This window comes from Pseudomonas sp. TSRC2-2 (genome assembly GCF_049897785.1).
In the GTDB taxonomy this organism is placed as follows: Bacteria; Pseudomonadota; Gammaproteobacteria; order Pseudomonadales; family Pseudomonadaceae; genus Aquipseudomonas.
In genome coordinates, this window is sequence record NZ_JAFCWZ010000004.1 from 334,555 (window position 1) to 356,910 (window position 22,356).

22 protein-coding genes and 2 pseudogenes are annotated in these 22,356 nt (G+C 60.7%); 11 read left to right on the forward strand and 13 right to left on the reverse strand.

Annotation, left to right across the window (positions count from 1 at the left end):
- Nucleotides 1-27: 27 nt before the first annotated feature.
- Nucleotides 28-456 (reverse strand): rhodanese-like domain-containing protein, encoded by a 429-nt coding sequence (locus ACP7D9_RS10235; protein ID WP_426157160.1) that lies wholly within the window; start codon nt 454-456, stop codon nt 28-30.
- Between the two features lie 101 nt (nt 457-557).
- On the opposite strand from ACP7D9_RS10235, the gene ftrA reads away from it, so the two are divergent.
- Entirely contained in the window at nt 558-1,514 is a 957-nt protein-coding gene (gene ftrA, locus ACP7D9_RS10240; protein ID WP_426157162.1) for a transcriptional regulator FtrA, read from the forward strand.
- A 147-nt stretch (nt 1,515-1,661) separates the two neighbouring features.
- Nucleotides 1,662-1,826, forward strand: a pseudogene (locus ACP7D9_RS10245) (S-type pyocin domain-containing protein); the annotation flags it as partial.
- 194 nt (nt 1,827-2,020) lie between these two features.
- On the opposite strand, the gene ACP7D9_RS10250 reads toward ACP7D9_RS10245, so the two are convergent.
- The gene (locus ACP7D9_RS10250; protein WP_426157164.1) at nt 2,021-2,359 is read right to left on the reverse strand and encodes an FKBP-type peptidyl-prolyl cis-trans isomerase; all 339 of its coding nucleotides are present in this window, start codon (nt 2,357-2,359) and stop codon (nt 2,021-2,023) included.
- Nucleotides 2,360-2,492: 133 nt separating this feature from the next.
- Between ACP7D9_RS10250 and ACP7D9_RS10255 the strand changes: the two genes are divergently transcribed.
- The gene (locus tag ACP7D9_RS10255) at nt 2,493-3,539 is read left to right on the forward strand and encodes a M4 family metallopeptidase (RefSeq protein ID WP_426157166.1); all 1,047 of its coding nucleotides are present in this window, start codon (nt 2,493-2,495) and stop codon (nt 3,537-3,539) included.
- A 14-nt stretch (nt 3,540-3,553) separates the two neighbouring features.
- Entirely contained in the window at nt 3,554-3,865 is a 312-nt protein-coding gene (locus ACP7D9_RS10260; RefSeq protein WP_426157168.1) for a protealysin inhibitor emfourin, read from the forward strand.
- Nucleotides 3,866-3,884: 19 nt separating this feature from the next.
- Here ACP7D9_RS10260 and ACP7D9_RS10265 read toward each other — a convergent pair whose 3' ends face one another.
- Nucleotides 3,885-4,193, reverse strand: a complete 309-nt coding sequence (locus ACP7D9_RS10265; protein ID WP_426157170.1) for an RcnB family protein — start codon at nt 4,191-4,193, stop codon at nt 3,885-3,887.
- Between the two features lie 199 nt (nt 4,194-4,392).
- On the opposite strand from ACP7D9_RS10265, the gene ACP7D9_RS10270 reads away from it, so the two are divergent.
- The 4 genes from ACP7D9_RS10270 to ACP7D9_RS10285 all read left to right on the forward strand — a co-directional run bounded on the left by ACP7D9_RS10270 (nt 4,393) and on the right by ACP7D9_RS10285 (nt 9,272).
- Nucleotides 4,393-4,989, forward strand: coding sequence for a LemA family protein (locus tag ACP7D9_RS10270; protein WP_426157390.1), 597 nt, complete (start codon nt 4,393-4,395; stop codon nt 4,987-4,989).
- Between the two features lie 21 nt (nt 4,990-5,010).
- A complete protein-coding gene (locus ACP7D9_RS10275; protein ID WP_426157172.1) occupies nt 5,011-6,972 on the forward strand; it encodes a M48 family metallopeptidase in 1,962 nt (653 codons plus the stop codon).
- Nucleotides 6,973-7,195: 223 nt separating this feature from the next.
- Entirely contained in the window at nt 7,196-8,488 is a 1,293-nt protein-coding gene (locus ACP7D9_RS10280; RefSeq protein ID WP_397478312.1) for an MFS transporter, read from the forward strand.
- A 13-nt stretch (nt 8,489-8,501) separates the two neighbouring features.
- The gene (locus ACP7D9_RS10285; RefSeq protein ID WP_312998476.1) at nt 8,502-9,272 is read left to right on the forward strand and encodes a substrate-binding domain-containing protein; all 771 of its coding nucleotides are present in this window, start codon (nt 8,502-8,504) and stop codon (nt 9,270-9,272) included.
- Here ACP7D9_RS10285 and ACP7D9_RS10290 read toward each other — a convergent pair.
- Entirely contained in the window at nt 9,262-10,176 is a 915-nt protein-coding gene (locus tag ACP7D9_RS10290) for a LysR family transcriptional regulator (RefSeq protein WP_064363592.1), read from the reverse strand. The two genes, ACP7D9_RS10285 and ACP7D9_RS10290, sit on opposite strands and share 11 nt — an antisense overlap.
- A 258-nt stretch (nt 10,177-10,434) precedes the next feature.
- On the opposite strand from ACP7D9_RS10290, the gene ACP7D9_RS10295 reads away from it, so the two are divergent.
- A complete protein-coding gene (locus ACP7D9_RS10295) occupies nt 10,435-12,243 on the forward strand; it encodes a monovalent cation:proton antiporter-2 (CPA2) family protein (protein WP_101162588.1) in 1,809 nt (602 codons plus the stop codon).
- Nucleotides 12,244-12,411: 168 nt separating this feature from the next.
- Here ACP7D9_RS10295 and hcnC read toward each other — a convergent pair whose 3' ends face one another.
- The 5 genes and pseudogenes from hcnC to ACP7D9_RS10320 all read right to left on the reverse strand — a co-directional run bounded on the left by hcnC (nt 12,412) and on the right by ACP7D9_RS10320 (nt 17,314).
- A complete protein-coding gene (gene hcnC, locus ACP7D9_RS10300; RefSeq protein ID WP_426157176.1) occupies nt 12,412-13,671 on the reverse strand; it encodes a cyanide-forming glycine dehydrogenase subunit HcnC in 1,260 nt (419 codons plus the stop codon).
- Nucleotides 13,664-15,072, reverse strand: a pseudogene (gene hcnB, locus ACP7D9_RS10305) (cyanide-forming glycine dehydrogenase subunit HcnB). Before hcnB ends, hcnC begins: the two are co-directional and overlap by 8 nt.
- Nucleotides 15,069-15,383 (reverse strand): (2Fe-2S)-binding protein, encoded by a 315-nt coding sequence (locus ACP7D9_RS10310; RefSeq protein ID WP_101162591.1) that lies wholly within the window; start codon nt 15,381-15,383, stop codon nt 15,069-15,071. Before ACP7D9_RS10310 ends, hcnB begins: the two are co-directional and overlap by 4 nt.
- Nucleotides 15,384-15,621: 238 nt before the next feature.
- Nucleotides 15,622-16,278 carry a hypothetical protein gene (locus ACP7D9_RS10315; protein ID WP_426157178.1) on the reverse strand — a complete coding sequence of 219 codons (657 nt, stop codon included), beginning with the start codon at nt 16,276-16,278 and terminating at the stop codon, nt 15,622-15,624.
- A 106-nt stretch (nt 16,279-16,384) separates the two neighbouring features.
- Complete coding sequence (locus tag ACP7D9_RS10320; RefSeq protein ID WP_426157180.1) at nt 16,385-17,314, reverse strand: hypothetical protein; 930 nt, start codon at nt 17,312-17,314, stop codon at nt 16,385-16,387.
- Between the two features lie 308 nt (nt 17,315-17,622).
- Here ACP7D9_RS10320 and ACP7D9_RS10325 point away from each other — a divergent pair, with 308 nt between their 5' ends.
- Both ACP7D9_RS10325 and ACP7D9_RS10330 read left to right on the forward strand, forming a co-directional pair.
- Nucleotides 17,623-18,306, forward strand: a complete 684-nt coding sequence (locus ACP7D9_RS10325) for a response regulator transcription factor (protein WP_039762250.1) — start codon at nt 17,623-17,625, stop codon at nt 18,304-18,306.
- Nucleotides 18,284-19,678 carry a sensor histidine kinase gene (locus tag ACP7D9_RS10330; RefSeq protein ID WP_101162593.1) on the forward strand — a complete coding sequence of 465 codons (1,395 nt, stop codon included), beginning with the start codon at nt 18,284-18,286 and terminating at the stop codon, nt 19,676-19,678. Before ACP7D9_RS10325 ends, ACP7D9_RS10330 begins: the two co-directional genes overlap by 23 nt.
- A 65-nt stretch (nt 19,679-19,743) precedes the next feature.
- Here the strand turns inward: ACP7D9_RS10330 and ACP7D9_RS10335 are convergent, their stop codons facing one another.
- The 4 genes from ACP7D9_RS10335 to ACP7D9_RS10350 all read right to left on the reverse strand — a co-directional run bounded on the left by ACP7D9_RS10335 (nt 19,744) and on the right by ACP7D9_RS10350 (nt 22,272).
- On the reverse strand, nt 19,744-20,154 hold the full coding sequence (locus ACP7D9_RS10335) for an SRPBCC family protein (protein WP_426157182.1): 411 nt from the start codon (nt 20,152-20,154) through the stop codon (nt 19,744-19,746).
- Nucleotides 20,155-20,175: 21 nt separating this feature from the next.
- A complete protein-coding gene (locus ACP7D9_RS10340; RefSeq protein WP_426157184.1) occupies nt 20,176-20,973 on the reverse strand; it encodes an SDR family NAD(P)-dependent oxidoreductase in 798 nt (265 codons plus the stop codon).
- A gap of 160 nt (nt 20,974-21,133) precedes the next feature.
- Complete coding sequence (locus ACP7D9_RS10345) at nt 21,134-21,802, reverse strand: HAD-IA family hydrolase (RefSeq protein ID WP_426157186.1); 669 nt, start codon at nt 21,800-21,802, stop codon at nt 21,134-21,136.
- A gap of 56 nt (nt 21,803-21,858) precedes the next feature.
- The gene (locus ACP7D9_RS10350; RefSeq protein ID WP_312998451.1) at nt 21,859-22,272 is read right to left on the reverse strand and encodes a response regulator; all 414 of its coding nucleotides are present in this window, start codon (nt 22,270-22,272) and stop codon (nt 21,859-21,861) included.
- Nucleotides 22,273-22,356: the final 84 nt, after the last annotated feature.

A 22,356-nucleotide genomic window follows, 5' to 3' on the forward strand; every position in this document is an offset into this window, starting at 1 on the left:
AGAAACGCCGATCCTCCTACAGAAACGTCAGCATTCGCAGGCGATAGGTGTGTTGGCGACTGTCACCGCGCTCAGCTTGAAGCCCTCATCCAGCCATCCGGTAACGCCGCCGATCATTTCCTTGACCGGGTAACCCAGCGCCGCCAGCTTCACCGCCGCCTTGTTCGCACCGTTGCAATGCGGCCCGGCGCAATAGACCACGAACACGGTGTTTTTCGGGTAATCGGCCAGGAGTTCCGCCGTGAGCAAGCGTGTCGGGATGTTGATCGCACCGGGCACATGGCCGCGTTCGAACGCCAATGGGCCGCGCACGTCCACCAGAACAAAGTCGACCTCCCCGGCCTCGTGGCTGCTGAACACGTCGGAGCAATCAGTTTCGAAGGTCAGACGATTGCTGAAATGCATCAGCGCAATCGCCGAGGGGGCGGCAGGGATTTCGCGAACCAGGCTGGTCATGCAGTGTTGCTCCTTTGTCTGTGGGGTATGAACAGACTTTATCGAGCCGGCGCTTGTCGCTACAGTGGCGCGCAAGACACCGACCGGGAGTTTTCCGCCAAATGCTCACTCAGCCCAATCTCGTCGCCATTCTCGCCTACGATGGCCTCTGCACGTTCGAGTTCGGCATTGCCGTGGAGATCTTTGGCCTGGCCCGACCGGAGTTCGATTTCCCTTGGTACGAGCATGCGATTGCCGCAGTCGATCAAGGCCCGATGCGCGCCATGGGCGGGATTCAAGTGTTAGCCGATGGCGGTGTGGAACTGCTCAGCGAAGCGCGCACCATCGTCATTCCCGGCTGGCGCGATCGCAACGCCCAAGTACCGCCAGCGCTGATCGACGCGTTGCGTCAGGCCCATGCCCGAGGCGCGCGGTTGCTGTCGATCTGCTCGGGCGTATTCGTCCTCGCTGCCAGCGGCTTGCTCGACGGTCACCGGGCCACCACCCACTGGCGCTACACCAGCGAACTGGCGCAACGCTTCCCGGCCATCGAGGTCGATCCGGACGTGCTCTACGTCGACGCCGGTCAACTGATCACCTCCGCCGGAAGCGCCGCCGGCATCGACGCCTGCCTGCATCTGGTAACCCGCGACTTCGGCACGCAGGTTGCCAACGCCGTCGCGCGGCGCCTGGTCATGTCGCCGCAACGCACCGGCGGCCAGGCCCAATTCATCCCAACGCCGGTCAGCCCGACCCCACGCAGCGACCTGTCGCGCGTCATGCAATGGGCCCGCGAACGCCTGCACGAACCACTGGAAGTCCGCGATCTGGCCAGTGAAGCGGCGATGAGCGAGCGCACCTTTTTGCGGCGCTTCGCCGAAGCCAGCGGGCAAACGCCCAAGGCGTGGCTGCAACATGAACGCCTGGCGCGGGCGCGAGAATTGCTTGAAAGCACTCACCAACACACCGAACAGATCGCCCAGCGCTGCGGCTATCGCTCGGTGGAGAGCTTTCGAGCGGCGTTCCGCAGTGTGGTGGGCGTGCCGCCGTCGGTTTATCGGGAGCGGTTTGGGCGGTAGGGTAAGGCGATTTGTTGACCTCTCTGGCCATGGATTTGATCTTTTTGCAGTCCTGACAACCGCAACACTTTCAGACGCGTCCTACATCCATCACTCCTTCGTAGCTTTAGCGTCCGCTTCGTTTTTAAACAGCGGACAAGGACGCTCATGGCTCGCAAGAAAGACATCCCCCGAACCCAGAACCCGCCAGAGGGAGACGGACACCACATCACCAGCCGCTACATGACTGCCAGCGAACTTGCTGCGCGCGAGGCCGCGCATGCCGCTTATGAAGACATGCTGGCGCGGCAGCAGGCTCACGAAGATCGACTTGGCCACCAGGTCATACATCAACAGCAAAATACCGAAACCGCTTTGCCGGCGCTCGAAAACTTAAGGGGTCGGATGCCCTCGTTGCAGGGCGTCATTGAGGACACAATGGACGATATAGAGATGTTCACCTGAGCATCCGAAGTTGAAAGCGTTTGGATGAGGGTTGCTTCATCCAGACGCACGTTCCTCAGACCTCAATCCTCGCGCGTCAAAACCTCCAACAACTCAATTTCAAACACCAGATTCGAATTCGGCGGGATCTTGCCCATGGTCCGCTCGCCGTACCCCAGACGCGCCGGCACCAGCAATTTGCGTTTGCCGCCGACCTGCATGCCCATCAGGCCCTGATCCCAGCCTTTGATCACTCGGCCAGTGCCGATCACGCACTGAAACGGTTTGCCCCGGCTCCAGGACGAGTCGAATTCCGTGCCGTCTTCCAGCCAGCCAGTGTATTGGGTGGTGATCAGCGCGCCTTTGACTGCGGCTTTGCCGTCGCCGGGTTGCAGGTCGATGATTTGCAGTTCGTCTGTCATGTCGTAGGCTCTGTCGAGGTGTTCGCGGACGGCGTTTTTCGCAGAATCCGTCCACGATGGCAATCCATGGAACCGAAAACACGCGTTGCCGCTCACATGTGTATCGACATCGTATGACGACAAGGATGCTTTGATGACCGACTCCCGATTGCTGCGCAGTTTCATCCCGCCCTACATCCTCAACCGCATCATCGCCCACGGCTCGGAGCCGCAGCGCAGTGCCGCGATGCAGACACTCAATCATGTGCGCAGCCTGTTGCCCAACCCCGGCCGCCCTTCGCAGCCGCCGGCGCGGGCGATTCTGCCGGAGGCGACCAAGCCTGGCCTCGCCCGGCGCAGTGTGCATGATGCACAGAACAAAATGCTTCTGCCCGGTATGCCGGTACGCCTCGAGGGCCAGCCACCTGCGGGGGACCCGGCGGTCGATGAGGCCTACGACGCGCTGGGCGCCAGCTATGATTTCTTCTGGAAAGTGCTCGGGCGCGATTCGATCGACAATCAGGGATTTGCCCTGATCGGCAGCGTGCATTATGGCCAGGGTTATGAGAACGCATTCTGGAACGGCGCGCAGATGGTCTTCGGTGACGGCGATGGCGAAATCTTCCAGCGCTTCACCCGCTCGCTCGATGTCATCGGCCATGAACTGGCCCACGGTGTCACCGAGAGCGAGGCCGGGCTGATTTATGCCAATCAGTCCGGCGCGCTGAACGAGTCGCTGTCGGATGTCTTCGGCATCTTGACCAAGCAGTACACCCTCGGGCAAACCGCCGAGCAGGCCGACTGGTTGATCGGCGCCGACCTGCTGATGCCGAAGATTCAGGGCAAGGGCCTGCGCTCGATGTCGCACCCTGGCACAGCATATGACGATCCGTTGCTGGGCAAAGATCCGCAACCGGACCATATGCGCAAGTTCGTCCTCACCAGCGAAGACAATGGCGGTGTGCACATCAATTCCGGCATTCCCAACCGCGCGTTTTACCTGGCAGCCCGAGCGTTTGGCGGCTTCGCGTGGGAAAAGGCCGGACGAATCTGGTACGACACGCTGTGCGACAACCGCTTGAGCCAGGAGGCAACGTTCGACGCGTTCGCAAAACTGACCGTCGACCACGCCGGCCAGCGCTTTGGCGCCGAAGCAGCCGACACCGTGCAGCAAGCCTGGGCGCAAGTCGGTATCGAATAATCCGAGGAGTCCGCATGAAAACGCTACCCGAACTGGATAAAGATTCTGTTTTGCGCGTATCTCGCCAGGGTGGCGTTGCAGCGATTCACAGCCTGAGCCGCCCTCGGGAAATCGAATTCGCGCAATGCGATATCAGTCAGCGCTCAAGGATCTGCTCGGTGCTCGAAGGTTGCCTGCCACTGGACAGCAGCGAATCGGGCCGTGGGGATCAGCGTTTCTATCAAATTGAAGTGCGCTATCAGTCCGGGGAAATGGTGCTGAAGGTGCCAGAGGACCGGGCGCCAGGGGAGCTGGTGAATCTGTGGGACAAGGGGGAGCTTGTATAGAAGCTCCCCGCTGTATCAGCTATTTCTCAACCGGCTGCATCTCGACAATCGTGCCGTTGGTGATCATCACCATCACGTATTTGTCGTTGATCTGCACCCACTGCGCCTGTTCGATCGGTGCTTTCAGACCTTTGGCTTTCCAATTTTTCAGCGCCTTGTCTTCGCGCTGATACATTTCCGGTGCGCGGTCGTTGACCTTCAGTTGGCGGTCGCTGGTCGGCGATTGGACTGAGGGGTCGCTGGAGGTTTGCGCCGCTTGAACAATGGGCGTGATCCCGGCAATGCCCGCAACGAGGGCCAGGCTGGCGATTAGGTTTTTGCTGTTCATCGGTGAACCTCTTTCAGATGAGTAGTACCTGAACTCCGACTGCGCGGCGCGGGAAACATTCCTTGTTTTTCTCGCGGGGCAGGCGGACAGCTTGACGCTGCCGACCTGGCCTGTGGCAAAAGGTGGCCCGCTGCCACACGACCCCTGTATTGCGCTAAGATGCCGCGCCCCTTTCAACCGTGTGAATAAGGACATCACCGTGAACACCACTCTCATCATCCTTTTGGTCGTCGCCGGCCTCCTCGCCCTTTACGCCATCCAGCTCTTCAATCGGCTCGTTGCCCGCCGCAATCAGATCAGCAATGCCTTTGCGCAACTCGAGGTACAGCTCAAGCGTCGCTACGACCTGATCCCCAACCTGGTGGCAACTGCCAAAGGCTACATGGCCCACGAGCGCGAGACGCTGGAAGCGGTAATTGCCGCGCGCAACAACGCGGTTGCAGGCCTGCAGGCAGCTCAGGCGCAGCCGGGCAATGCGCGGAACATTGTCCAGCTCGGGCAGGCGGACACCGCGCTCAGCACTGCGATGGGCCGTTTGAACGTGACGGTCGAAGCCTATCCGGATCTCAAGGCTTCGCAGAACATGCAGCAATTGAGCGAGGAGCTGAGCAGCACCGAGAATAAGGTCAGTTTTGCTCGCCAGGCTTACAACGATGCGGTGATGACCTACAACACCCTCAAGCAGAGTTTTCCGGCTGCGCTGTTCGCGCCGCTTTTCGGCCATGCTGCCGATGCCTCGGTGCTGACGTTCGCCGACAGCGCCGCGATTCAGCAAGCACCACAGGTTTCGTTCTGACCCCAGCCAACGGATGGCACCATGAATTTTTTCCAACAACAGCGCCAGGCCAAGCGTCGCACCCTGCTGCTTATCGTTTTGATGGGATTGGCCGTCCTGAGTCTGATAGCCGTTTCCTGCGTGCTGATGACCATTCCTGTGGAGGATGGCGACGGCAATGTTCTCTTCGATCTGGAGATGAGCTGGGAGCTGATCGGATATGTGTCAGCGGTGGTGATCAGCGTCGTGCTGCTGGGCAGCACGGCGAAACATTCCGAGCTGTCGGCCGGCGGCAAAGTCATTGCCCGTGGCCTCAACGGCCGGCTGATCAACCATAACGCGCAAACCCTGGAAGAGCAGCGCCTGCTCAACGTTGTGGAAGAGATGGCGATCGCCTCAGGCACGGCCGTTCCCCCCGTCTATCTGTTGCCGGAGCTGGGCATCAACGCTTTCGCCGCAGGTATGACACCGCAAAACGCGGTGATCGGCGTGACTCAGGGCGCGATCAATCTGCTGACGCGCGAGGAGTTGCAAGGCGTCATTGCCCATGAGTTCAGCCACATCTACAACGGCGACATGCGCCTCAACACGCGATTGATCGCAATCGTCCACGGCATCCTCGTGCTCGGGCTGACTGGAAGTTACATCCTGCGTGGCACCGACGCGGTGGGCAAAGAAGCCGCGCGCCGCAACAAATTTGTCGCATTCAGCGCGCTGGTCGGTTTTGTCCTGTGCGTTGCAGGATTTGCCGGGTCGTATTTCGGCAACCTGATCAAGGCAGCGATCGGGCGGCAGCGCGAGTTCCTCGCTGATGCGACGGCTGTGCAATACACGCGCAACCCGCAAAGCATCGCCGGTGCCCTGAAGAAAATCGGCGGCTATGAATTGGGCGCAACACTCAATGCCGCGCGTGCTGCCGAATTCAGCCATTTGTATTTCGGTTCGGGCACGTCTTCGTTCGACCTGATGGCCTCGCATCCGGATTTGAGCGAGCGGATCCGCCGGGTTGATGCGCAATGGGATGGCAGCTTCGTGAAAATCGCCGCGCCTGCGGTGGAACTGCAGGCCAAACCCGACCTGCCGATATCGGATGCATTTGGCGGTGTTCCGGCTGCCGCCATGGCGGCGCTGTACGACCTGAGTGCGGCACAGGCGTCCGTTGCGGCGATCGGCGCGCCGCAGGCAGAGCATTTGATTGAGGCGCGCCGTGTGCTCGGCGATATTCCGCAGGTTCTCAGAGAGGCTGCGCGCAGCGTCGACGGCGCCCAAGCGATCGTCTACGGGTTGTTGTTGTCACGCTCGGCGCCTGTACTGGGCATGCAGCTCGATACACTGAGAGGGGGCGTCGACGATGCGGTATTCGAGCAACTGGAGCTGCTGCAAAATCCGCTGTTATCGCTGCAGCCCGGGCTGCGTTTGCCGTTGCTCGATCTGGCAACGCCGAGCCTGCAACAGCTCGGCAAAAGTTTCGCCAGAGTCGATGCCAACCTGATCGCGCTGATTGAAGCCGACAACGAAACCGAACTGCTTGAATGGACGCTGTTGCGCATCGTCGAGCGCAATGTGCTGGGCGCGGCACCGGTGCAGTTCAAGTTTGGCCTGTTCCAGTGTGCCGAAGAATTGTTGGCGCTGCTGAGCGCGCTGGCCCGTGCCGGACAAAACGATCAAGCGGCGGCCGCACAGGCACTGCAATCCGCCTGGCAGGGGCTTGCCTTCGAACAGCCGCAAGAGATACGCAAGGATCTCGAAGAGCTGATCGGCCTGGAAACCGCGCTCAATCGTCTGCGCCATCTCATGCCGGAAGAGCGCCCCGCCCTGCTCGATGCGATGACTCGCTGCGTAATGCACGACGGCGTGATCACCGTGGCCGAGGCGGAGCTGTTCCGGGCGGTTGCCGACCTGCTCGATTGTCCGCTACCGCCGTTTTTGAGTATCCCGGTGCAGGTTGATAACGGCGCAACTGAGGTTGCTCGCGAACAGGGGGCCGTGGCGGCTACGGCTTAGACCGACTGATAATCCGACAGCACTGGCGCCTGACACACCGCTATCGTGAGCAGGCTCGCTCCCGCAAAGGCGCCAAGCACTGAAGCCATTGATCCGTCCGACGCATCAATCCATGCCAATAATGCAATTAACAGATTGTTACATCTGCGCCACCATCCACCTCAATAAAAACCGTGCGCCGCTTCTGCGTAGCGCACGTCATAAAAGAGTGGAGTACTTTTCTATGACAGCCTCAATCCCTACCAACGGCTCGCGGGCCGGTGCCATCTTCCGAGTGACCTCGGGGAACTTCCTCGAACAGTTCGACTTCTTTCTGTTCGGCTTCTACGCCACACAGATCGCGGCGGTGTTCTTCCCGGCGAGCAGCGAGTTCGCCTCATTGATGATGACTTTCGCCGTATTTGGCGCAGGCTTCCTGATGCGCCCGTTGGGCGCCATCGTGCTCGGCGCGTACATCGATGATGTCGGCCGTCGCAAAGGCCTGATCGTCACCCTGTCGATCATGGCCAGCGGCACGATATTGATTGTGCTCGTGCCCGGATACGAAACCATTGGCCTGTTCGCTCCCGCGCTGGTACTGATCGGCCGGTTGCTCCAAGGCTTCTCCGCCGGTGCGGAACTCGGTGGTGTTTCGGTGTATCTGTCCGAGATCGCCACGCCGGGTCGCAAAGGCTTTTTCACCGCTTGGCAGTCGGCCAGTCAACAAGTGGCGATCATTGTCGCGGCTGCACTGGGCTACGGTCTGAATCAGTGGATGGAGCCGCAAGCCGTGGCCGCGTGGGGCTGGCGCATTCCGTTTTTCGTCGGTTGCATGATCGTCCCGTTCATCTTCTTCCTGCGTCGTAACTTGGCGGAAACCGAAGAGTTTACCGCGCGCAAACACCGCCCGAGCATGCGCGAAGTGTTCCGAACGCTGGGCCAGAACTGGGGCGTGGTACTTGGCGGAATGCTGATGGTCGCGCTGACTACCACCGCGTTCTACCTGATCACCGTTTATGCGCCGACCTTCGGTAAAACCGTGCTGCACCTGAGCACTTCCGACGCGTTGCTGGTGACCCTGCTGGTGGGCGTATCGAACTTCTTCTGGCTGCCGATTGGAGGTGCATTGTCCGACCGTATCGGCCGCCGTCCGGTGCTGATCGGTATGGCCTTGCTGGCGCTGGCCACGACTTATCCGGCGCTGTCGTTCCTGGTGCAGGCGCCGAGCTTCACCAACATGCTGCTGTCGCTGCTGTGGTTGTCCTTCATCTATGGCTTGTACAACGGCGCGATGATTCCGGCGCTGACCGAAATCATGCCGGTTGAAGTGCGCGTTGCCGGTTTCTCCCTGGCCTACAGCCTGGCCACGGCGATCTTCGGCGGTTTCACCCCGGCAATGTCGACCTTCCTGATCCAGTACACCGGCGACAAAGCCGCGCCAGGTTACTGGATGAGCATCGGTGCCCTGTGCGCGCTGTGCGCCACGCTTTATCTGTACCGCCGTGCCGGTGGTCGTCTGCAACCTGTCGCGGCCTGAGGAAAAACTCGCCATGAAAAGACTCTTTACTGTCACCGCCCTGCTCGCCGGTCTCGCCTTCAATTTCGCGGCCCAGGCCGAAGAACTCAGCGTGATGACGTCGGGTGGTTTCACTGCCGCCTACAAGATCCTCGGGCCGAAATTCGCGGCCGCCACTGGCAACACCCTGACCACCAGTCTCGGCCCGTCGATGGGCAAGGCGCCGGAAGCGATCCCCAATCGTCTGGCGCGCGGTGAGCACGCCGACGTGGTGATCATGGTCGGCTACGCCCTCGATGAGCTGATCAAACAAGGCAAGGTCGACCCGGCGTCCCGCGTTGAATTGGCGGATTCGCGGATCGGCATGGTGGTGCGCGAAGGCGCGGTGAAACCGGACATCAGCAGCGTCGACGGCCTGAAGAACACCCTGCTCGATGCGCAATCGGTGGCCTACTCCGACAGCGCCAGTGGCGTGTACATCGAGCAGCAGCTGTTCAAGAAACTCGGCATCGAAGATCAGCTGAAACCGAAAGCGAAGATGATTGCCAGGATCCCGGTCGGTTCGGTGGTTGCCACTGGCGACTATCAGCTGGGCTTCCAGCAGGTCAGTGAATTGCTGCCGGTGCCGGGCGTGAGCTTCGTCGCGAAGATTCCGGAATCGGTACAGTCGGTGACGCGTTTTGCCGCTGGCATTCCGGTCAAGGCCGAACATCCAGAAGAGGCCAAAGCCCTGCTCGCCTACCTCGCTGCACCCGCCGCTCAGGCTGACGTGCAGGCCACCGGGCTGGATTCGGTCAAGCGCTGATCGTTGGCGGCTGGACGCGCATCTCCACGACCAGCCGCTCCAGTTCCAATGCCGCCGGGGTCAGCGTGCGATCCCGGCGTTTGATGATGCCAACACTGCGCATCACCTGCGGCTCGGTCAGCGGCACCCGCGTCAGGATCGGATGATCCGGCCCGGGCATCGCCATCAACGGTACCGCCGCCACGCCCAAACCCGCCTCTACCAGCCCGATCATCGTCGTTACATGGCGCGTCTCGCAGATGCTCTGACGTTGCGGCACCACCCCACCCAAGGCCTGATCGAGCAGAAAGCGATTGCCGGAAGTCTTGTCCAGCGCGATGTAATCCTGCTGATAGAACTCGTCCCAGCTGACGCTGCTGCGCCCTGCCAGTGGATGATCGCGGCGACAGGCGACAACGTAGCACTCCTGCACAAGCGGTTCGAACTCGACTTTGGCATCCTGCGTGCCGAGAAAACTCAAGCCGAAATCCGCCTCGCCATTGACCACTGCACTCAATACATCGTGCGCACTGGAATCGAGGACTTTGACTTTGATCCGCGGAAACTGCTGGTGATAGCGCGCGACCACGCGAGGCATGAAGTAGTACGCCGCCGAGGGCACGCAGGCGACGGTGACATGGCCCAAGCGGGTCGAGGCCACTTCGCTGATGCCGAGCAAAGCGATGTCGAGATCATCCAGCAAGCGCTCGACGCTGGGCATGAAGCCGCGCCCGGCCTGGGTCAGGCTGACCTTGCGCGTGGTGCGTTCGAACAGTTTGACTCCGAGTGCGTCTTCGAGCTTTTCAATGCGCCGGCTCAGCGCTGGCTGCGACAGGCGCACGGTATCGGCAGCCTTGCGGAAACTGCCCTGCTCGACCACCGCGCGAAAGGCTTGCAAGTCGTTGAGATCGAAGTTGATGGCCATGGCGTTTCCGGAAATTGATGCGCAGGGGTTATAAATGTAACCAATTGATGCAAATTATTACAGCGGCACCGGAAATACCCTGTAGGAGCTGCCGCAGGCTGCGATCTTTTGATCTTGATTCTCTGAAGGTAAAAGCAAGACCAAAAGATCGCAGCCTCGTTGCACTCGGCAGCTCCTACAGGGGATCTTTGGTGGATCTGACATCCGGTCAACCCTTATCCTTGTCGCCCCGCCGTACCCGTAGTCAGGAGTCGTTCCATGCCCCATGAAGGCAATCTGTTGCAAGCCGCTGTCGTGTTTCTGTTCGCGGCGGTGCTCACCGTGCCTTTGGCCAAACGTCTGCAACTGGGCGCTGTGCTCGGTTATCTGTTTGCCGGGGTGATCATCGGCCCTTCGGTGCTGGGCCTGATCGGCAACCCGCAAAGCGTTGCGCATATCTCCGAGCTGGGCGTGGTGTTGCTGCTGTTTATCATCGGCCTCGAACTGTCGCCGCGGCGCTTGTGGGTAATGCGCAAATCGGTGTTCGGCGTCGGTCTGGCGCAGGTGTTGCTGACCGCGTCGGTGATCGGTGTGCTGGCACTGACGGTGTTCGGCCAGCCGCTCAACAGCGCCATTGTGCTGGGCCTCGGTCTGGCGCTCTCATCTACAGCGTTTGGCCTGCAGAGCCTCGCCGAACGCAAGGAGCTGACCAGCCCTCACGGGCGGCTGGCTTTTGCGATTCTGCTGTTTCAGGACATCGCCGCGATTCCGTTGATTGCCCTGGTGCCGATGCTCGCCGGCGTCGATCATCACACCAGCACCGCCGACGATATTCGTCACAGCCTGCAGGTGCTCGGCGGCATCGCCGTGGTGGTGATCGGCGGGCGGTATCTGCTGCGTCCGGTGTTCCGCGTGGTGGCGAAAACCGGTCTGCCGGAAGTGTCCACCGCCACCGCATTGCTGGTGGTGATCGGCACGGCGTGGCTGATGGATCTGGTCGGCGTATCGATGGCGCTGGGGGCCTTTCTCGCCGGTCTGCTGCTGGCGGATTCGGAATACCGGCATGAACTCGAAGCGCAGATCGAACCGTTCAAGGGCCTGCTGCTCGGGTTGTTTTTCATCAGCGTCGGCATGGGCGCCAATCTCAGCTTGTTGTTGAGTAGCCCGAGCACCGTGTTAGGCCTGACCCTGCTGCTGATCGGCCTGAAATTGCCGCTGCTGTTTGTCGTCGGGCGCCTGGCGGGCGGGCTGAACAAGATCAGCGCGATCCGCCTCGGCATCGTTCTGGCTGCTGGCGGGGAATTTGCGTTTGTAGTGTTCAAGATCGGCCGCGATCAAGGCTTGTTCGAGCCGCGTCTGTACGACTTGCTGGTGCTGACCATTACCCTGTCGATGGCGTTGACGCCGTTGTTGCTGTTGATCTGCGCACGCCTGGTCAGCCCGAAAGTGCAGCCGGTGGAAGTGCCGGAGAAATTCCGCGAGATCGACACCGAAGCGCCGCGCGTGGTGATTGCCGGCATGGGCCGGATGGGTCAGATCGTGGCGCGGATTCTGCGCGCGCAGAACATCAAGTTCGTCGCGCTGGACACCTCGGTGGAAACCATCGAGCTGTCGCGCAGCTTCGGCGGTGTGCCGGTGTTCTATGGCGACCCGATGCGCCCGGAAATCCTGCATGCGGCGAAGGTTGGCGAGGCGGAATATTTCGTCATCGCCACGGACGATCCGGAGACCAACATCAAAACTGCCGAAGTGGTGCACAAGCTGTATCCGCACATGAAAATCATCGCCCGCGCGCGCAACCGCCAGCATGTCCATCGCCTCGTTGATGTCGGCGCCGAAGCGATTCGTGAGACCTATTATTCGAGCCTGGAAATGAGCCGGCGCACGCTGGTCGGCCTCGGTCTGACGCAGGCCCAGGCCGATGCGAGGATCAAGCGTTTCAAGCATCACGACGAACAGGTGCTGGAGGCGCAACACGCGGTCTACGATGACGCCGCCAAAGTCCTGCAGACCGCCCAGGAAGCCCGGGCGGAACTGGCCAAATTGTTCGAATCCGATCAGCTCGAAGAACAAGCCCGCAAGTCCTGATCGTGCCTTGCGCAGATTCAACTGTGGGAGCGAGCCTGCTTGATTGTTCCCACGCTCCGCGTGGTAACACAGCCCGGGACGCTCCGCGTTCCACTTCCCGAGCTGGAACGCGGAGCGTCCCTTGAGGCATTCCCACGCAGAGCGTGGGAACGATCATGTGGGAGAGGGTCAGGCCAGTTCCACCGCGGATGCTGGCTCGACGGCTGCAACTGCAAACCGATCCGCCAGAAACGGTGCGATATCGAGCGGCAGCGGCTCGTCATTCACCAGTTTGTCCAGCAACACACCGGTGATTGCCGACGTCAGGATCCCGGTGCGGAAGTGCCCGCAAGCATTCAGATAACCTTCCACCCCACGCATCGGGCCGAGGATTGGCAATTCATCCGGCGACCCCGGGCGCAGTCCAGCCCAGGTGCGTTTCAGATTGACGTCCGCCAGCTCCGGCAAGCAGCGCACCGCGCCCTGCACCAGCCCGGCGATTTCCGGATAGGTGGTGGTGACGTCGAAGCCTTTGTCTTCGGTGGTGCTGCCGATGAGGATTTCGCCGTTGTCCTTTTGCGCCACGTAGCAATCGCTGGTGGTCAGGCAGCCGTTGAGGATTTTCGGCATGCGTTCGGTGAGCAGAATCTGCCCTTTCACCGGTTTCACCGGAATACGAATCCCCGTCGCCCACTCGCTCAAGTCCGCCGCCCAGGCACCAGCGGCGTTGATCAGCGTCTTGCAATGAAACACACCCGCCTCGGCCGTCTGCACGCCGGTTACGCGCGTGCCGTGATGCAACACGCCAGTGACGTTGGTGTTGACGAAGATGTCGACCCCGTTCTGCCGCGCGCCCTCCAGATAGGCATCAGCGAGGCGGAACGGACTGACCTGATGATCGCAGAGAAACTCCAGCGCCCCTTGCGCCTCATGGCTGACACTCGGTTCCGCTGCGCGCAACGCCGCCTGATCGAGCCAGCGCACCTGATCGGCGAGATGCGCAATGCAGCCGACGATGTGCTCGGCGTAGAGCCGGTCTTCGTCGTCATAAATCACGAACTTCAGCCCGGTCTTCTCGAACTTGCAATCCATGCCGTGATTGTCTTTCAGCTCACGGTGCAACGCCGGGTACAGCGCGTTGGATTGCAAAGCAAAATCGAAAAACGATTCCGGCAAGATGTGCGGCGTACTCGCGTCCACCGCCACCGCCGCACCCTGGGTTGCGCGCTTGCGATTGGCCGACATCATGCGAAAGAAGATCACCCCACAGCCGAGGCCGACCGACTCGCCGATCGCCCATAAACCACCAGCCGAGGCGCGGGTCGCGTTGCCGGGGCGTTTGGCATCGATCAGCGCCACCTTGAGGTTTTTGCGTTTGGACAATTGGTAGGCGCAGGACGCGCCGATCACGCCGCCACCGGCAATGACCACGTCGTAGAACTTACTCATGGGAAGCGGCCTCCTTACCGAAGGACTGAAACGCGGAAAAAGGCACTGGATCAATCGGGAAACGTGGGCGCAGCCAACCGACATCCTGGCGTCCGGTGGCCTGCCGCAGGCGGTCGCTGCAATAGCCGACACACATTCGTCCCTGACAATCGCCCATGCTCACGCGAGTACGCATTTTCAGGCTGGCGATGTCCTGCACGCCCTGCTCCAGCGCCAGATCGATGTCGGCGCGGGTTGCGTGTTCGCAGCGGCAAATCACTGTGTCGGCTGCGGGCAAAGCAGTCTGGCCAACACCGCGCTCGGTGTAGCGATCCACTGCTGCACGAAAGCGCACGATAGCTCTGAGCTTGCTCGCGTAGCGGTCGCGGCGCACACGGGCCAGTTCGACGTCGAGCACACCGCGTTGCAGCAGGATTGAAGTAGCGGCGATCCTGCCGGCCAGCATCGCCGCTTCACCGCCGCGAATCCCGCCCATGTCGCCGGCCAGATGCACATGCGCCACGCTGCTTTGCTGCCAGACATTGGCGATGGCACGCAGGTAACCGTCGTCGCTGAAGCCGTGATCAAGGCCCATCTGCTGGCTCAATTGCGTGCGTGGAATAAAACCGTAACCGACCGCCAGCGTCTGCGCTTCGAAGCGCTCGACCCGCGACAGATCCGCCCCCCACGTGGCCGAATACGGCGCGACGCTGACACTTTTCAATTCGCCTTCGCCATGGGCCTCCACCACCCCCCAACCATGTTCATCGCAATGCCATGCAATTTGAGATAAGCGAGCATGCTCAAGCCGTCGAGGAACATTTGCGGCTTGTTCAGCAACGCCAGACTCTCGCGGGCGATTTTGCCGAACGCACAAGCTTCGTAAACGCCAGCGACGCGCACGCCAGAGGCATGTAATTGGGTCGCCACCAGCGGCAGCAGCGGCCCGGTGCCGGCGATGATCACCGGCCCTTGCGGCTTGACCACGCCACTCTTGATCTGCAGTTGAAGGCCGCCAAGCAGGATGACGCCAGGCAACGTCCAGCCGGGAAACGGTACGCTGCGTTCATGGCAGCCGGCGGCCAGCAATACTTGCGGATAAGCCATCTCGTGCAGCTGCTCATCGCCGTCGAGCACCACCAGCGCGCGGGTGCCTTCGGCGCCGACCACGCGATGGTTGAGGCGCACGTCGATCAGGGCCGAATGCTGCTGAAACTCACCGTGCAACTTGTCCAGCGCTTCGCAATAGCGCGGGCCGAGATAATCCATTTGCACGCCATCACGCAACGGCCCTCGATAGACCACGCCGCCGAGGCGCGAAGCCTCCTCGAGCAAAGTGCAACGCACCCCGTGGCGCGCCAGTTCGGTGGCCGCTGCCATACCCGCCGGCCCGCCGCCGACGATTATCGGTTGCAGGCTCATACGACCTCCTGCCCGACGACGCGGTTGACTCGGGTTTCAATCTGCATGCCGTCGCGCACCACGGTCTGGCAGGCGCGGCGCTTGTGGCGACCGTCGATTTTTACCAGACAGCACTGGCACACGCCCATGCCGCAGTAGGCGCCGCTGATCTGGTCGTGATCATTGCGTGCGATCTGGCGCACGCCGAGGGACTGGATGACGCTGAGGACGGTTTCGCCGATGGCGGCGCTGACCGCTTGGCCATTGATGTGCACGGTCATGTCCGCCTGCACCAAGGGCTGGATATCGAAGGTTCTTTCTAGGCAGTTCATTACGGTGTTCGTCCGTGAAGATTCAGTTGAGGTTGTGACAGCTCCTTGCTGCACTACGCCTCGTCGACGTTTTCATGGCTCTGCTTTCAACGTCGACGCGGATACTTCGTCAGCGCAACAAGGTGCGCGAGAAGCACTGTAGCTCATACCTCAGCAAAGGCCTGGGTCAATTACGGTAGGCGATACAGCCGCGCAAAATATTGACCCAGGCCAGTGAAAATGGCGGGACGTGCAACGATCAGTCGGAGAAGACGAACTGGCCTTTGATCTTCTTTGCGCCGACCAATGCAAGGTCAGGGAACAACAGCGATTTGACCCATGCCGCGTAAAACACCATGGCCAGAATGAAGAGTGCACCGAGCACAGTCGACACGGGTTCTTCGCTGAAACCTACAAATTCCCGCGGAATCTGGCTGATCGTGAACGTGATATAGATCGTGTAAACCAGCGCTATTCCCTTGTAGAACCCCCACGCAAACAAAAACGGAATCACGCCAATAATCAACACCATGAACAGTGCCATAGCGATGCCGCCGTCATTGATCTGAAGCAGGCCGGCAATCGTTCCAAGCAGCCCCATCATGCTGATCAGCGTGACCAGCACATTGACTTTGACCGAATGCCTTTTTCTGAGGACCGGATCCGGGTGTGCGCCGATCCAGGTCGCTAAGACTCTATCCTTCACTTTGCCACCCGCCAGGGCCTTGAACGTTTCGGCCCGGGAATGTCCGGCAGCAAGCATTGCGCCGACCTGGCGTTTGATTTCCTTCTTGTCCAACTGACTCATCCTTAAACAGATAAAGCGGACCGCCCGCTTTGCTAAGCGATTTTCGCTGCAGCGCTCGCTAAAAAGCAAAAAGCCGCTTTCACCCGAAGATGAAAGCGGCAGAGGCATCCTGCCTCAGAGGGAATCAGTGTACGAACAGAGCGATCAGGATGATGATCGGGATCGGTACGCCGAGGAAGAACAACAGTAGTGAGCGCATGGTGACTCTCCTTTTTTAACGGACCGGAGTGGTAGTGGTATAGGCGTCGACTTCAACGTACTCGACCGCATCGCGACGACGACCGCCAAAGGTGGCTGCGAGGCTGGCGAAGAACGCACCGGCCAGTAGCGCAACGAACATCCACAGCGAGGTGTAGGCCGCGACCTTGGCGGCGGTGTCTGCAGCTTGCTGGGCTTTCAGCTTGGCGTCAGCGATGGCTTTCTGCGTGTTGGCGTAGATCTCGTCGACACGGCGTTCGGCATCGGCCTGGCTCAGGTTGGTGCGTTGCGATACCAGTTGCGCGAGGTACGTACGGTCTTCGGCGCTGAGCTGACCGTTGGCCAGGCTCTGGGCGAAGATTCGGGTCACGGTGCCGCGTGCGGCGTCGTCACTGACGGCAGCAGGACGATCATCACGGAACAGGCTGTCGACGAAGTAGCCGTACTGATCGCTGTCAGTATTGGCTGCGGCAGAACCGGCGGCCTGGCTCATCGCACCGGCAGCACCGCCGACGACGTTGGCACCCGCCTGTACACCCCCGCTGACGACACTGCTGACCGAACCGACCACCAACACAGCGGTTACCAAAGTGGCAACGCACCAGGCGAGGAAGCCGTGGGCGGTGTCGCGGAAATACACTTCATCGCCGTGCATGTTCGCCCACTTCACGCGCAGACGGCCGGCAATGTAGCCGCCCATGCCGGAAGCGATGATCTGGGTCACCGCCAGCCAGACAATCGTCGAAATGCCCAGGCCCTTGGCGCTGACGCCCTCGCCGGCCCACGGTGAAACGGCCGAAAAGCCCAGGCCGAACCCGAGCAGTACCAAAATCATCGACAGTGCGGCCGCCGCAGCAGCACCTGCGAAGATCGCGCCCCAGGACACGCCCGACACGCTGCTCGACTCTTCCACGGCAGGATAATAGCCATCAGGGGATCTATTCATTGTTGTACTGCTCCAGGCATGAAAAATGGTGTTACAACTCGTCATGAGAGGAATTGCAGTGACCGTGCCAGTTACCTCGTCTGGATAAATCGTTTCTTTTCAACAAGTTATAAACTTTGAACTTCGCCACTCCGTGCAATTTGCAATAAACGGCTAGCCGCTGCGGGTTTTCTGCATTGATGACGGAGGGTCAAATCCGATCAGTTCTGATTTACCGCAGCGACGAAGATGAAAGTTAATTTAAAGCGTCACGGTAATTTCTTGGCAAAATGCTGCCATTGCATTTGAACCGATCAGCAGGCCTGTCTATGACTCGTATCTTGACCATCGAAGACGACGCCGTGACCGCGCGGGAAATCGTTGCCGAACTCAGCAGCCACGGGCTGGACGTCGACTGGGTCGACAATGGCCGCGAGGGCCTGGACCGTGCCGTCAGCGGCAACTACGACCTGATCACCCTTGACCGCATGTTGCCCGAACTCGATGGCCTGGCCATCGTCACCACCTTGCGCACCATGGGCGTGGCGACGCCGATTCTGATGATCAGCGCCCTCTCCGATGTCGACGAGCGCGTGCGCGGCTTGCGCGCTGGCGGCGATGACTACCTGACCAAACCGTTCGCAACCGATGAAATGGCCGCGCGGGTCGAAGTGTTGCTGCGCCGACAGAACAGCGTCGCCACCCAGGCCACCACACTAAAAGTTGCCGACCTCGAACTGGACCTGATCAGCCACGAAGCCCGACGCGCCGGGCAGGTGCTGACGCTGCTGCCGACCGAATACAAACTGCTCGAGTTCCTGATGCGCAACAGCGGCCAGATCCTGTCGCGGATGATGATTTTCGAAGAAGTCTGGGGTTATCACTTCGACCCGGGCACCAACCTGATCGACGTGCACATCGGTCGTCTGCGCAAGAAGATCGACGCAGCCGGCAACGTTCCGCTGATCCGCACCGTACGGGGCTCGGGCTATGTCATTGCCGAACCCGTCTGACGGCTGGCGCTCCTCCAGCAGCCGCTTGCTGGCGCTGTACAGCTCGCTGTTCGTGGCGTGGAGCGCGATCCTCATGGGGGTCATGTACTACGAGGTATCCGGCTACCTCGACAAGCTCGCCAAACATTCGTTGATGCAACGTCAGCATCTGTTTTCGCACTTTCGCGGCGAGCAACTCGAAGACGCCCTCGCCGCCAGCATGACCTTCGACATTCGCGGCATCGATGCCTACGGCCTGTTCAGCGCTGACGGCGTTTATCTGGGCGGCGCACTCCAGCAAATTCCCGAAGGGCTGCCGCTGGACGGCAAGATTCACATGCTCGCCGAGTGCGCCGATTCCGATGACCCGACCCTGCCGAACGACAGCTGCGATGCTGTGGCCACCCAGACTCGCGACGGTCGCTGGCTGGTGCTGCTGCGTGACAACGGCTCGCTGTTCGCGGTCACGCGGATCATTTTGCACGCGTTGTTCTGGGGCGTGTCGTTGACGATTATTCCCGGGGTCGCCGGTTGGCATCTGCTGCGGCGTCGACCGTTGCAGCGCATTCGCGCGATCCAGAACAGCGCCCAGGCCATCGTTGCCGGTGACCTGACGCACCGCTTGCCGCTGTCCAATCGCCGCGATGAACTGGACATGCTCGCCGCCATCGTCAACGCCATGCTCGAGCGCATCGAGCGCTTGATGAACGAGGTCAAAGGCGTCTGCGACAACATCGCCCATGACCTGCGCACACCGCTGACGCGCTTGCGTGCGCAGTTGTACCGCATGCAGCAACAGGCCGGCGAAGGTTCGCAGCAAGCGGCGCAACTGGATTTGGTGCTGGCTGAAGCAGACACGCTGATGGCACGCTTTCGCGGTTTGCTGCGGATTTCCGAACTGGAAGATCGCCAGCGCCGCTCAGGTTTCGTCGAACTCGACCCGGCGCAGTTGCTGGAAGAGTTGCACGAGTTCTATCTGCCGCTGGCCGAGGAAGGCGATCTGCGTTTCCAGCTGAACATGCCGGAAACGCTGCCGCCGCTCAATGGCGACCGCGCTTTGTTGTTCGAAGCGCTGGCGAATCTGCTGAGCAACTCGATCAAATTCACCCCGCCCGGCGGCACGGTGATGTTGCGCGGGGTCAATGCAGGTGGGCACACGCGGATCGAGGTTCATGATTCAGGGCCGGGGATACCCGAGGCTGAACGAGAGGCAGTTTTCCAGCGGTTTTATCGCACCGAGGGCGGCCAGCCGCAAAGTGGTTTTGGCTTGGGGCTGTCGATCGTTGCGGCAATTGTCAGCCTGCACGGCTTCAATCTTGAGGTCGGCAGCAGTGATCTGGGCGGAGCGAAACTGCTGCTGGATTGTCGGCCGAGTCTGATCAGCCAGGCCTGAGCATTGAAATACGATCAAATGTGGGAGCGCGAGCAAGCCCGCTCCCACAGGGGCCGTGTAAGGTTTCAGGTTGGGTAGTTGGCCCGCAGGGCATCAAGGCCGCCCTGGTAGAGTCCGTTGAAAAACGCCACCACTTCCTCATCGCTCACACCAACCGCGTTGAAGCGTCCCGACCACGTCACCCTTGCGCCCTGCCCTTGGCCTTCAACCTTGATCGTCGCCAGGTAATCGCTGGCCGGGAACGGTGCCTGTTCAATCGAATAGCTATAGGTTCTGGCGGCGTTATCGAAGGTCTGCAGACGTTCGACCACCACGCCGCCGTCAGCGGTTTGCAGATTGCGTACCCGCCCGCCTTCGCTCAGCTGGCTGCTGCTGATCAATGGCAACCAGTCCGGCAGGGTGTTGAAGCCGCCGATCAATTGCCAGACCTGATCGGCCGAGGCCGGGATGTCGATAGTTGCGGATGCTGTAGGCATAAAACCTCTCTTTCGGAAAATTCAGATAGTCAGGCTGTCGACCACACCGCCATCGACACGCAAAGCGGCGCCAGTGGTGGCCGAGGACAGCGGCGAAGCGATGTAAGTGACCAGATGCGCCACTTCCGCGACATCCGCCACGCGCTGGATGATCGAGGTCGGACGGGCCTTGCGCACAAACGCGTCGGCTTCGTCACGCAGGCTGCGCCCAGACTCGGCGGCCGCAGGCTTGAGCATGTCCTGCAGGCCATCGGTGAAAGTCGGCCCCGGCAGGATTGCATTGACCGTGACCCCCGTCCCGGCCAGACGTTTGGCCAGGCCGTGGGACACCGCGAGGTTGGCACTTTTGGTCACGCCATAATTGAGCATATCCGCTGGCGTCGCCACGCCGGATTCCGATGACAGGAAGATCACCCGGCCCCAGCCCTGTTCGACCATCGCCGGCACATAATGCCGCGCCAGGCGCACACCGGAAATCACGTTGACCTCGTAGAAGCGCGTCCACTCGCTGTCGGGGGTCTCGAAGAAATCGACGTCGTTGAAGATGCCAAGGTTGTTCACCAGAATGTCCGCACGCGGCTCGGCGACGAAGAGCTTTTCCGCGCCCTCGGCCGTGCCCAGATCAGCAGTCAAACCGCGCAGTTGCGCCGCTGGCACGGCTTGGCGGATGCTTGCCAGTGCTTGCTCGACTTTGGCCGTGTCGCGGCCAATCACCACCACCGTGGCGCCCGCCCCGGCCAGCGACTGGCTGATGCCCAGACCGATGCCGGCGGTACTGCCGCTGACGATGGCCAGTTTTCCACTCAGATCGATCTTCATGCGTTTACCTCGTCGGTTGGCAAGGGATCGCCGGGTGGTCGATGCCTTTAAGAGGCTCGACGCTGGCGACGATTTCAAGGCATGGATCAGCGTAGTCGCGATGTTGCGTCAGTGAATAAGCTGCCGACCGGTGACAGCGATCAGCGATCTTTGCCGCAGATCAGATTTCTCTCAAGCGAAGCCAACCATCGTTGTCGACGTCAACGCTGATCGCATCGTAACTGGCCAGCGTAGCGTGAGCCGTTTGGATCGGATGCTGATGCGTAGTGGTGATGATCATCAGCGCTGCGCCCGCCGCTTCGGCAGCCTGAATGCCGACAGCCGCATCTTCAAAAATCAGGCAGTCTGCTGGCTCGACACCGAGCTTTCGCGCCGCTAGCAGATAACCCGACGGATCAGGCTTGCCAGCCTTTACATCTTCAGCCGTGATCATCACCGCAGGCTCGGGAATCCCCGCCGCCGCCATCCGCCGCAGCGCCAGATCGCGCGGCGCCGACGTCACCATCGCCCAACGATTTTTCGGCAGTGCGTTGAGAAACGCTGCCGCAGCGGGGATCTCGACAATGCCTTCAACGTCTTCGATTTCCGCAGCGGTGATGAACGCCGCTTGTTGCTCGGCATCCACGCCCGGGAGGTTCAGCCGGGTGATCGTGTCGATCGCGCGCGCGCCGTGGATGGTCGGCAAAAACGTCTCGACATCAACGCCATGGCGCACCGCCCACGCGGACCAGATGCGCTCGGCGGCGGCGATGGAATTGAGGACGGTGCCGTCCATGTCGAACAGAAAAGCGCCGAACGCGCGATCAGAAACCGATGCTTGTGCAGACAAGAGAGCAAATCCTCTGACAGATGGCCGGGCAGCCTGGCCCGGCAATGTAGCACTTGTCAGTGCAGCTGAGGGGCCTTGGATTTGAACGCACTTTCCACACAGTCGAGCAACTGACCGATCGCCCACGGCTTTTTGATGAACGCCACCGAATGCTTGACCCCGGAGGTCTCAGGCGTCTCATAGCCGGACATGACCATCACCGGTTTTTCCGGCCAGCGGTCGCCGACGAGATTGGCCAGGTCGGCGCCGTTGAGCATGCCGGGCATGGTGATGTCGGTCAGCAACAGCGCAACGTCTGCTGCGTGTTGCTCCAGATATTGCGATGCGGCGTCAGCGCTGGTTTGCGGTTCGACCTTGAACCCTTCCTCCTGGAGAATTTCGCAAAGAAACTCCAGAATCAACGGATCGTCCTCGACAACCAGAATCAACCCGCCAGGAAGGTGCGCGCTCGACGTAGGTGTAGGGCACATGAACAGCACTCCCCCGAATTACATTTTCGAATAGCGGTTTGAATCCGCTGCTTATCAGGTATGAGCAGCGCGCCTTGCAGAAAT

Coding starts and splice junctions, on each gene's coding strand:
- ACP7D9_RS10235 (WP_426157160.1), bottom strand. CDS start 456: ATGACCAGCCTGGTTCGCGAAATCCCTGCCGCCCCCTCGGCGATTGCG.
- ftrA (WP_426157162.1), top strand. CDS start 558: ATGCTCACTCAGCCCAATCTCGTCGCCATTCTCGCCTACGATGGCCTC.
- ACP7D9_RS10250 (WP_426157164.1), bottom strand. CDS start 2,359: ATGACAGACGAACTGCAAATCATCGACCTGCAACCCGGCGACGGCAAA.
- ACP7D9_RS10255 (WP_426157166.1), top strand. CDS start 2,493: ATGACCGACTCCCGATTGCTGCGCAGTTTCATCCCGCCCTACATCCTC.
- ACP7D9_RS10260 (WP_426157168.1), top strand. CDS start 3,554: ATGAAAACGCTACCCGAACTGGATAAAGATTCTGTTTTGCGCGTATCT.
- ACP7D9_RS10265 (WP_426157170.1), bottom strand. CDS start 4,193: ATGAACAGCAAAAACCTAATCGCCAGCCTGGCCCTCGTTGCGGGCATT.
- ACP7D9_RS10275 (WP_426157172.1), top strand. CDS start 5,011: ATGAATTTTTTCCAACAACAGCGCCAGGCCAAGCGTCGCACCCTGCTG.
- ACP7D9_RS10280 (WP_397478312.1), top strand. CDS start 7,196: ATGACAGCCTCAATCCCTACCAACGGCTCGCGGGCCGGTGCCATCTTC.
- ACP7D9_RS10285 (WP_312998476.1), top strand. CDS start 8,502: ATGAAAAGACTCTTTACTGTCACCGCCCTGCTCGCCGGTCTCGCCTTC.
- ACP7D9_RS10290 (WP_064363592.1), bottom strand. CDS start 10,176: ATGGCCATCAACTTCGATCTCAACGACTTGCAAGCCTTTCGCGCGGTG.
- ACP7D9_RS10295 (WP_101162588.1), top strand. CDS start 10,435: ATGCCCCATGAAGGCAATCTGTTGCAAGCCGCTGTCGTGTTTCTGTTC.
- hcnC (WP_426157176.1), bottom strand. CDS start 13,671: ATGAGTAAGTTCTACGACGTGGTCATTGCCGGTGGCGGCGTGATCGGC.
- ACP7D9_RS10310 (WP_101162591.1), bottom strand. CDS start 15,383: ATGAACTGCCTAGAAAGAACCTTCGATATCCAGCCCTTGGTGCAGGCG.
- ACP7D9_RS10315 (WP_426157178.1), bottom strand. CDS start 16,278: ATGCCTCTGCCGCTTTCATCTTCGGGTGAAAGCGGCTTTTTGCTTTTT.
- ACP7D9_RS10320 (WP_426157180.1), bottom strand. CDS start 17,314: ATGAATAGATCCCCTGATGGCTATTATCCTGCCGTGGAAGAGTCGAGC.
- ACP7D9_RS10325 (WP_039762250.1), top strand. CDS start 17,623: ATGACTCGTATCTTGACCATCGAAGACGACGCCGTGACCGCGCGGGAA.
- ACP7D9_RS10330 (WP_101162593.1), top strand. CDS start 18,284: ATGTCATTGCCGAACCCGTCTGACGGCTGGCGCTCCTCCAGCAGCCGC.
- ACP7D9_RS10335 (WP_426157182.1), bottom strand. CDS start 20,154: ATGCCTACAGCATCCGCAACTATCGACATCCCGGCCTCGGCCGATCAG.
- ACP7D9_RS10340 (WP_426157184.1), bottom strand. CDS start 20,973: ATGAAGATCGATCTGAGTGGAAAACTGGCCATCGTCAGCGGCAGTACC.
- ACP7D9_RS10350 (WP_312998451.1), bottom strand. CDS start 22,272: ATGTGCCCTACACCTACGTCGAGCGCGCACCTTCCTGGCGGGTTGATT.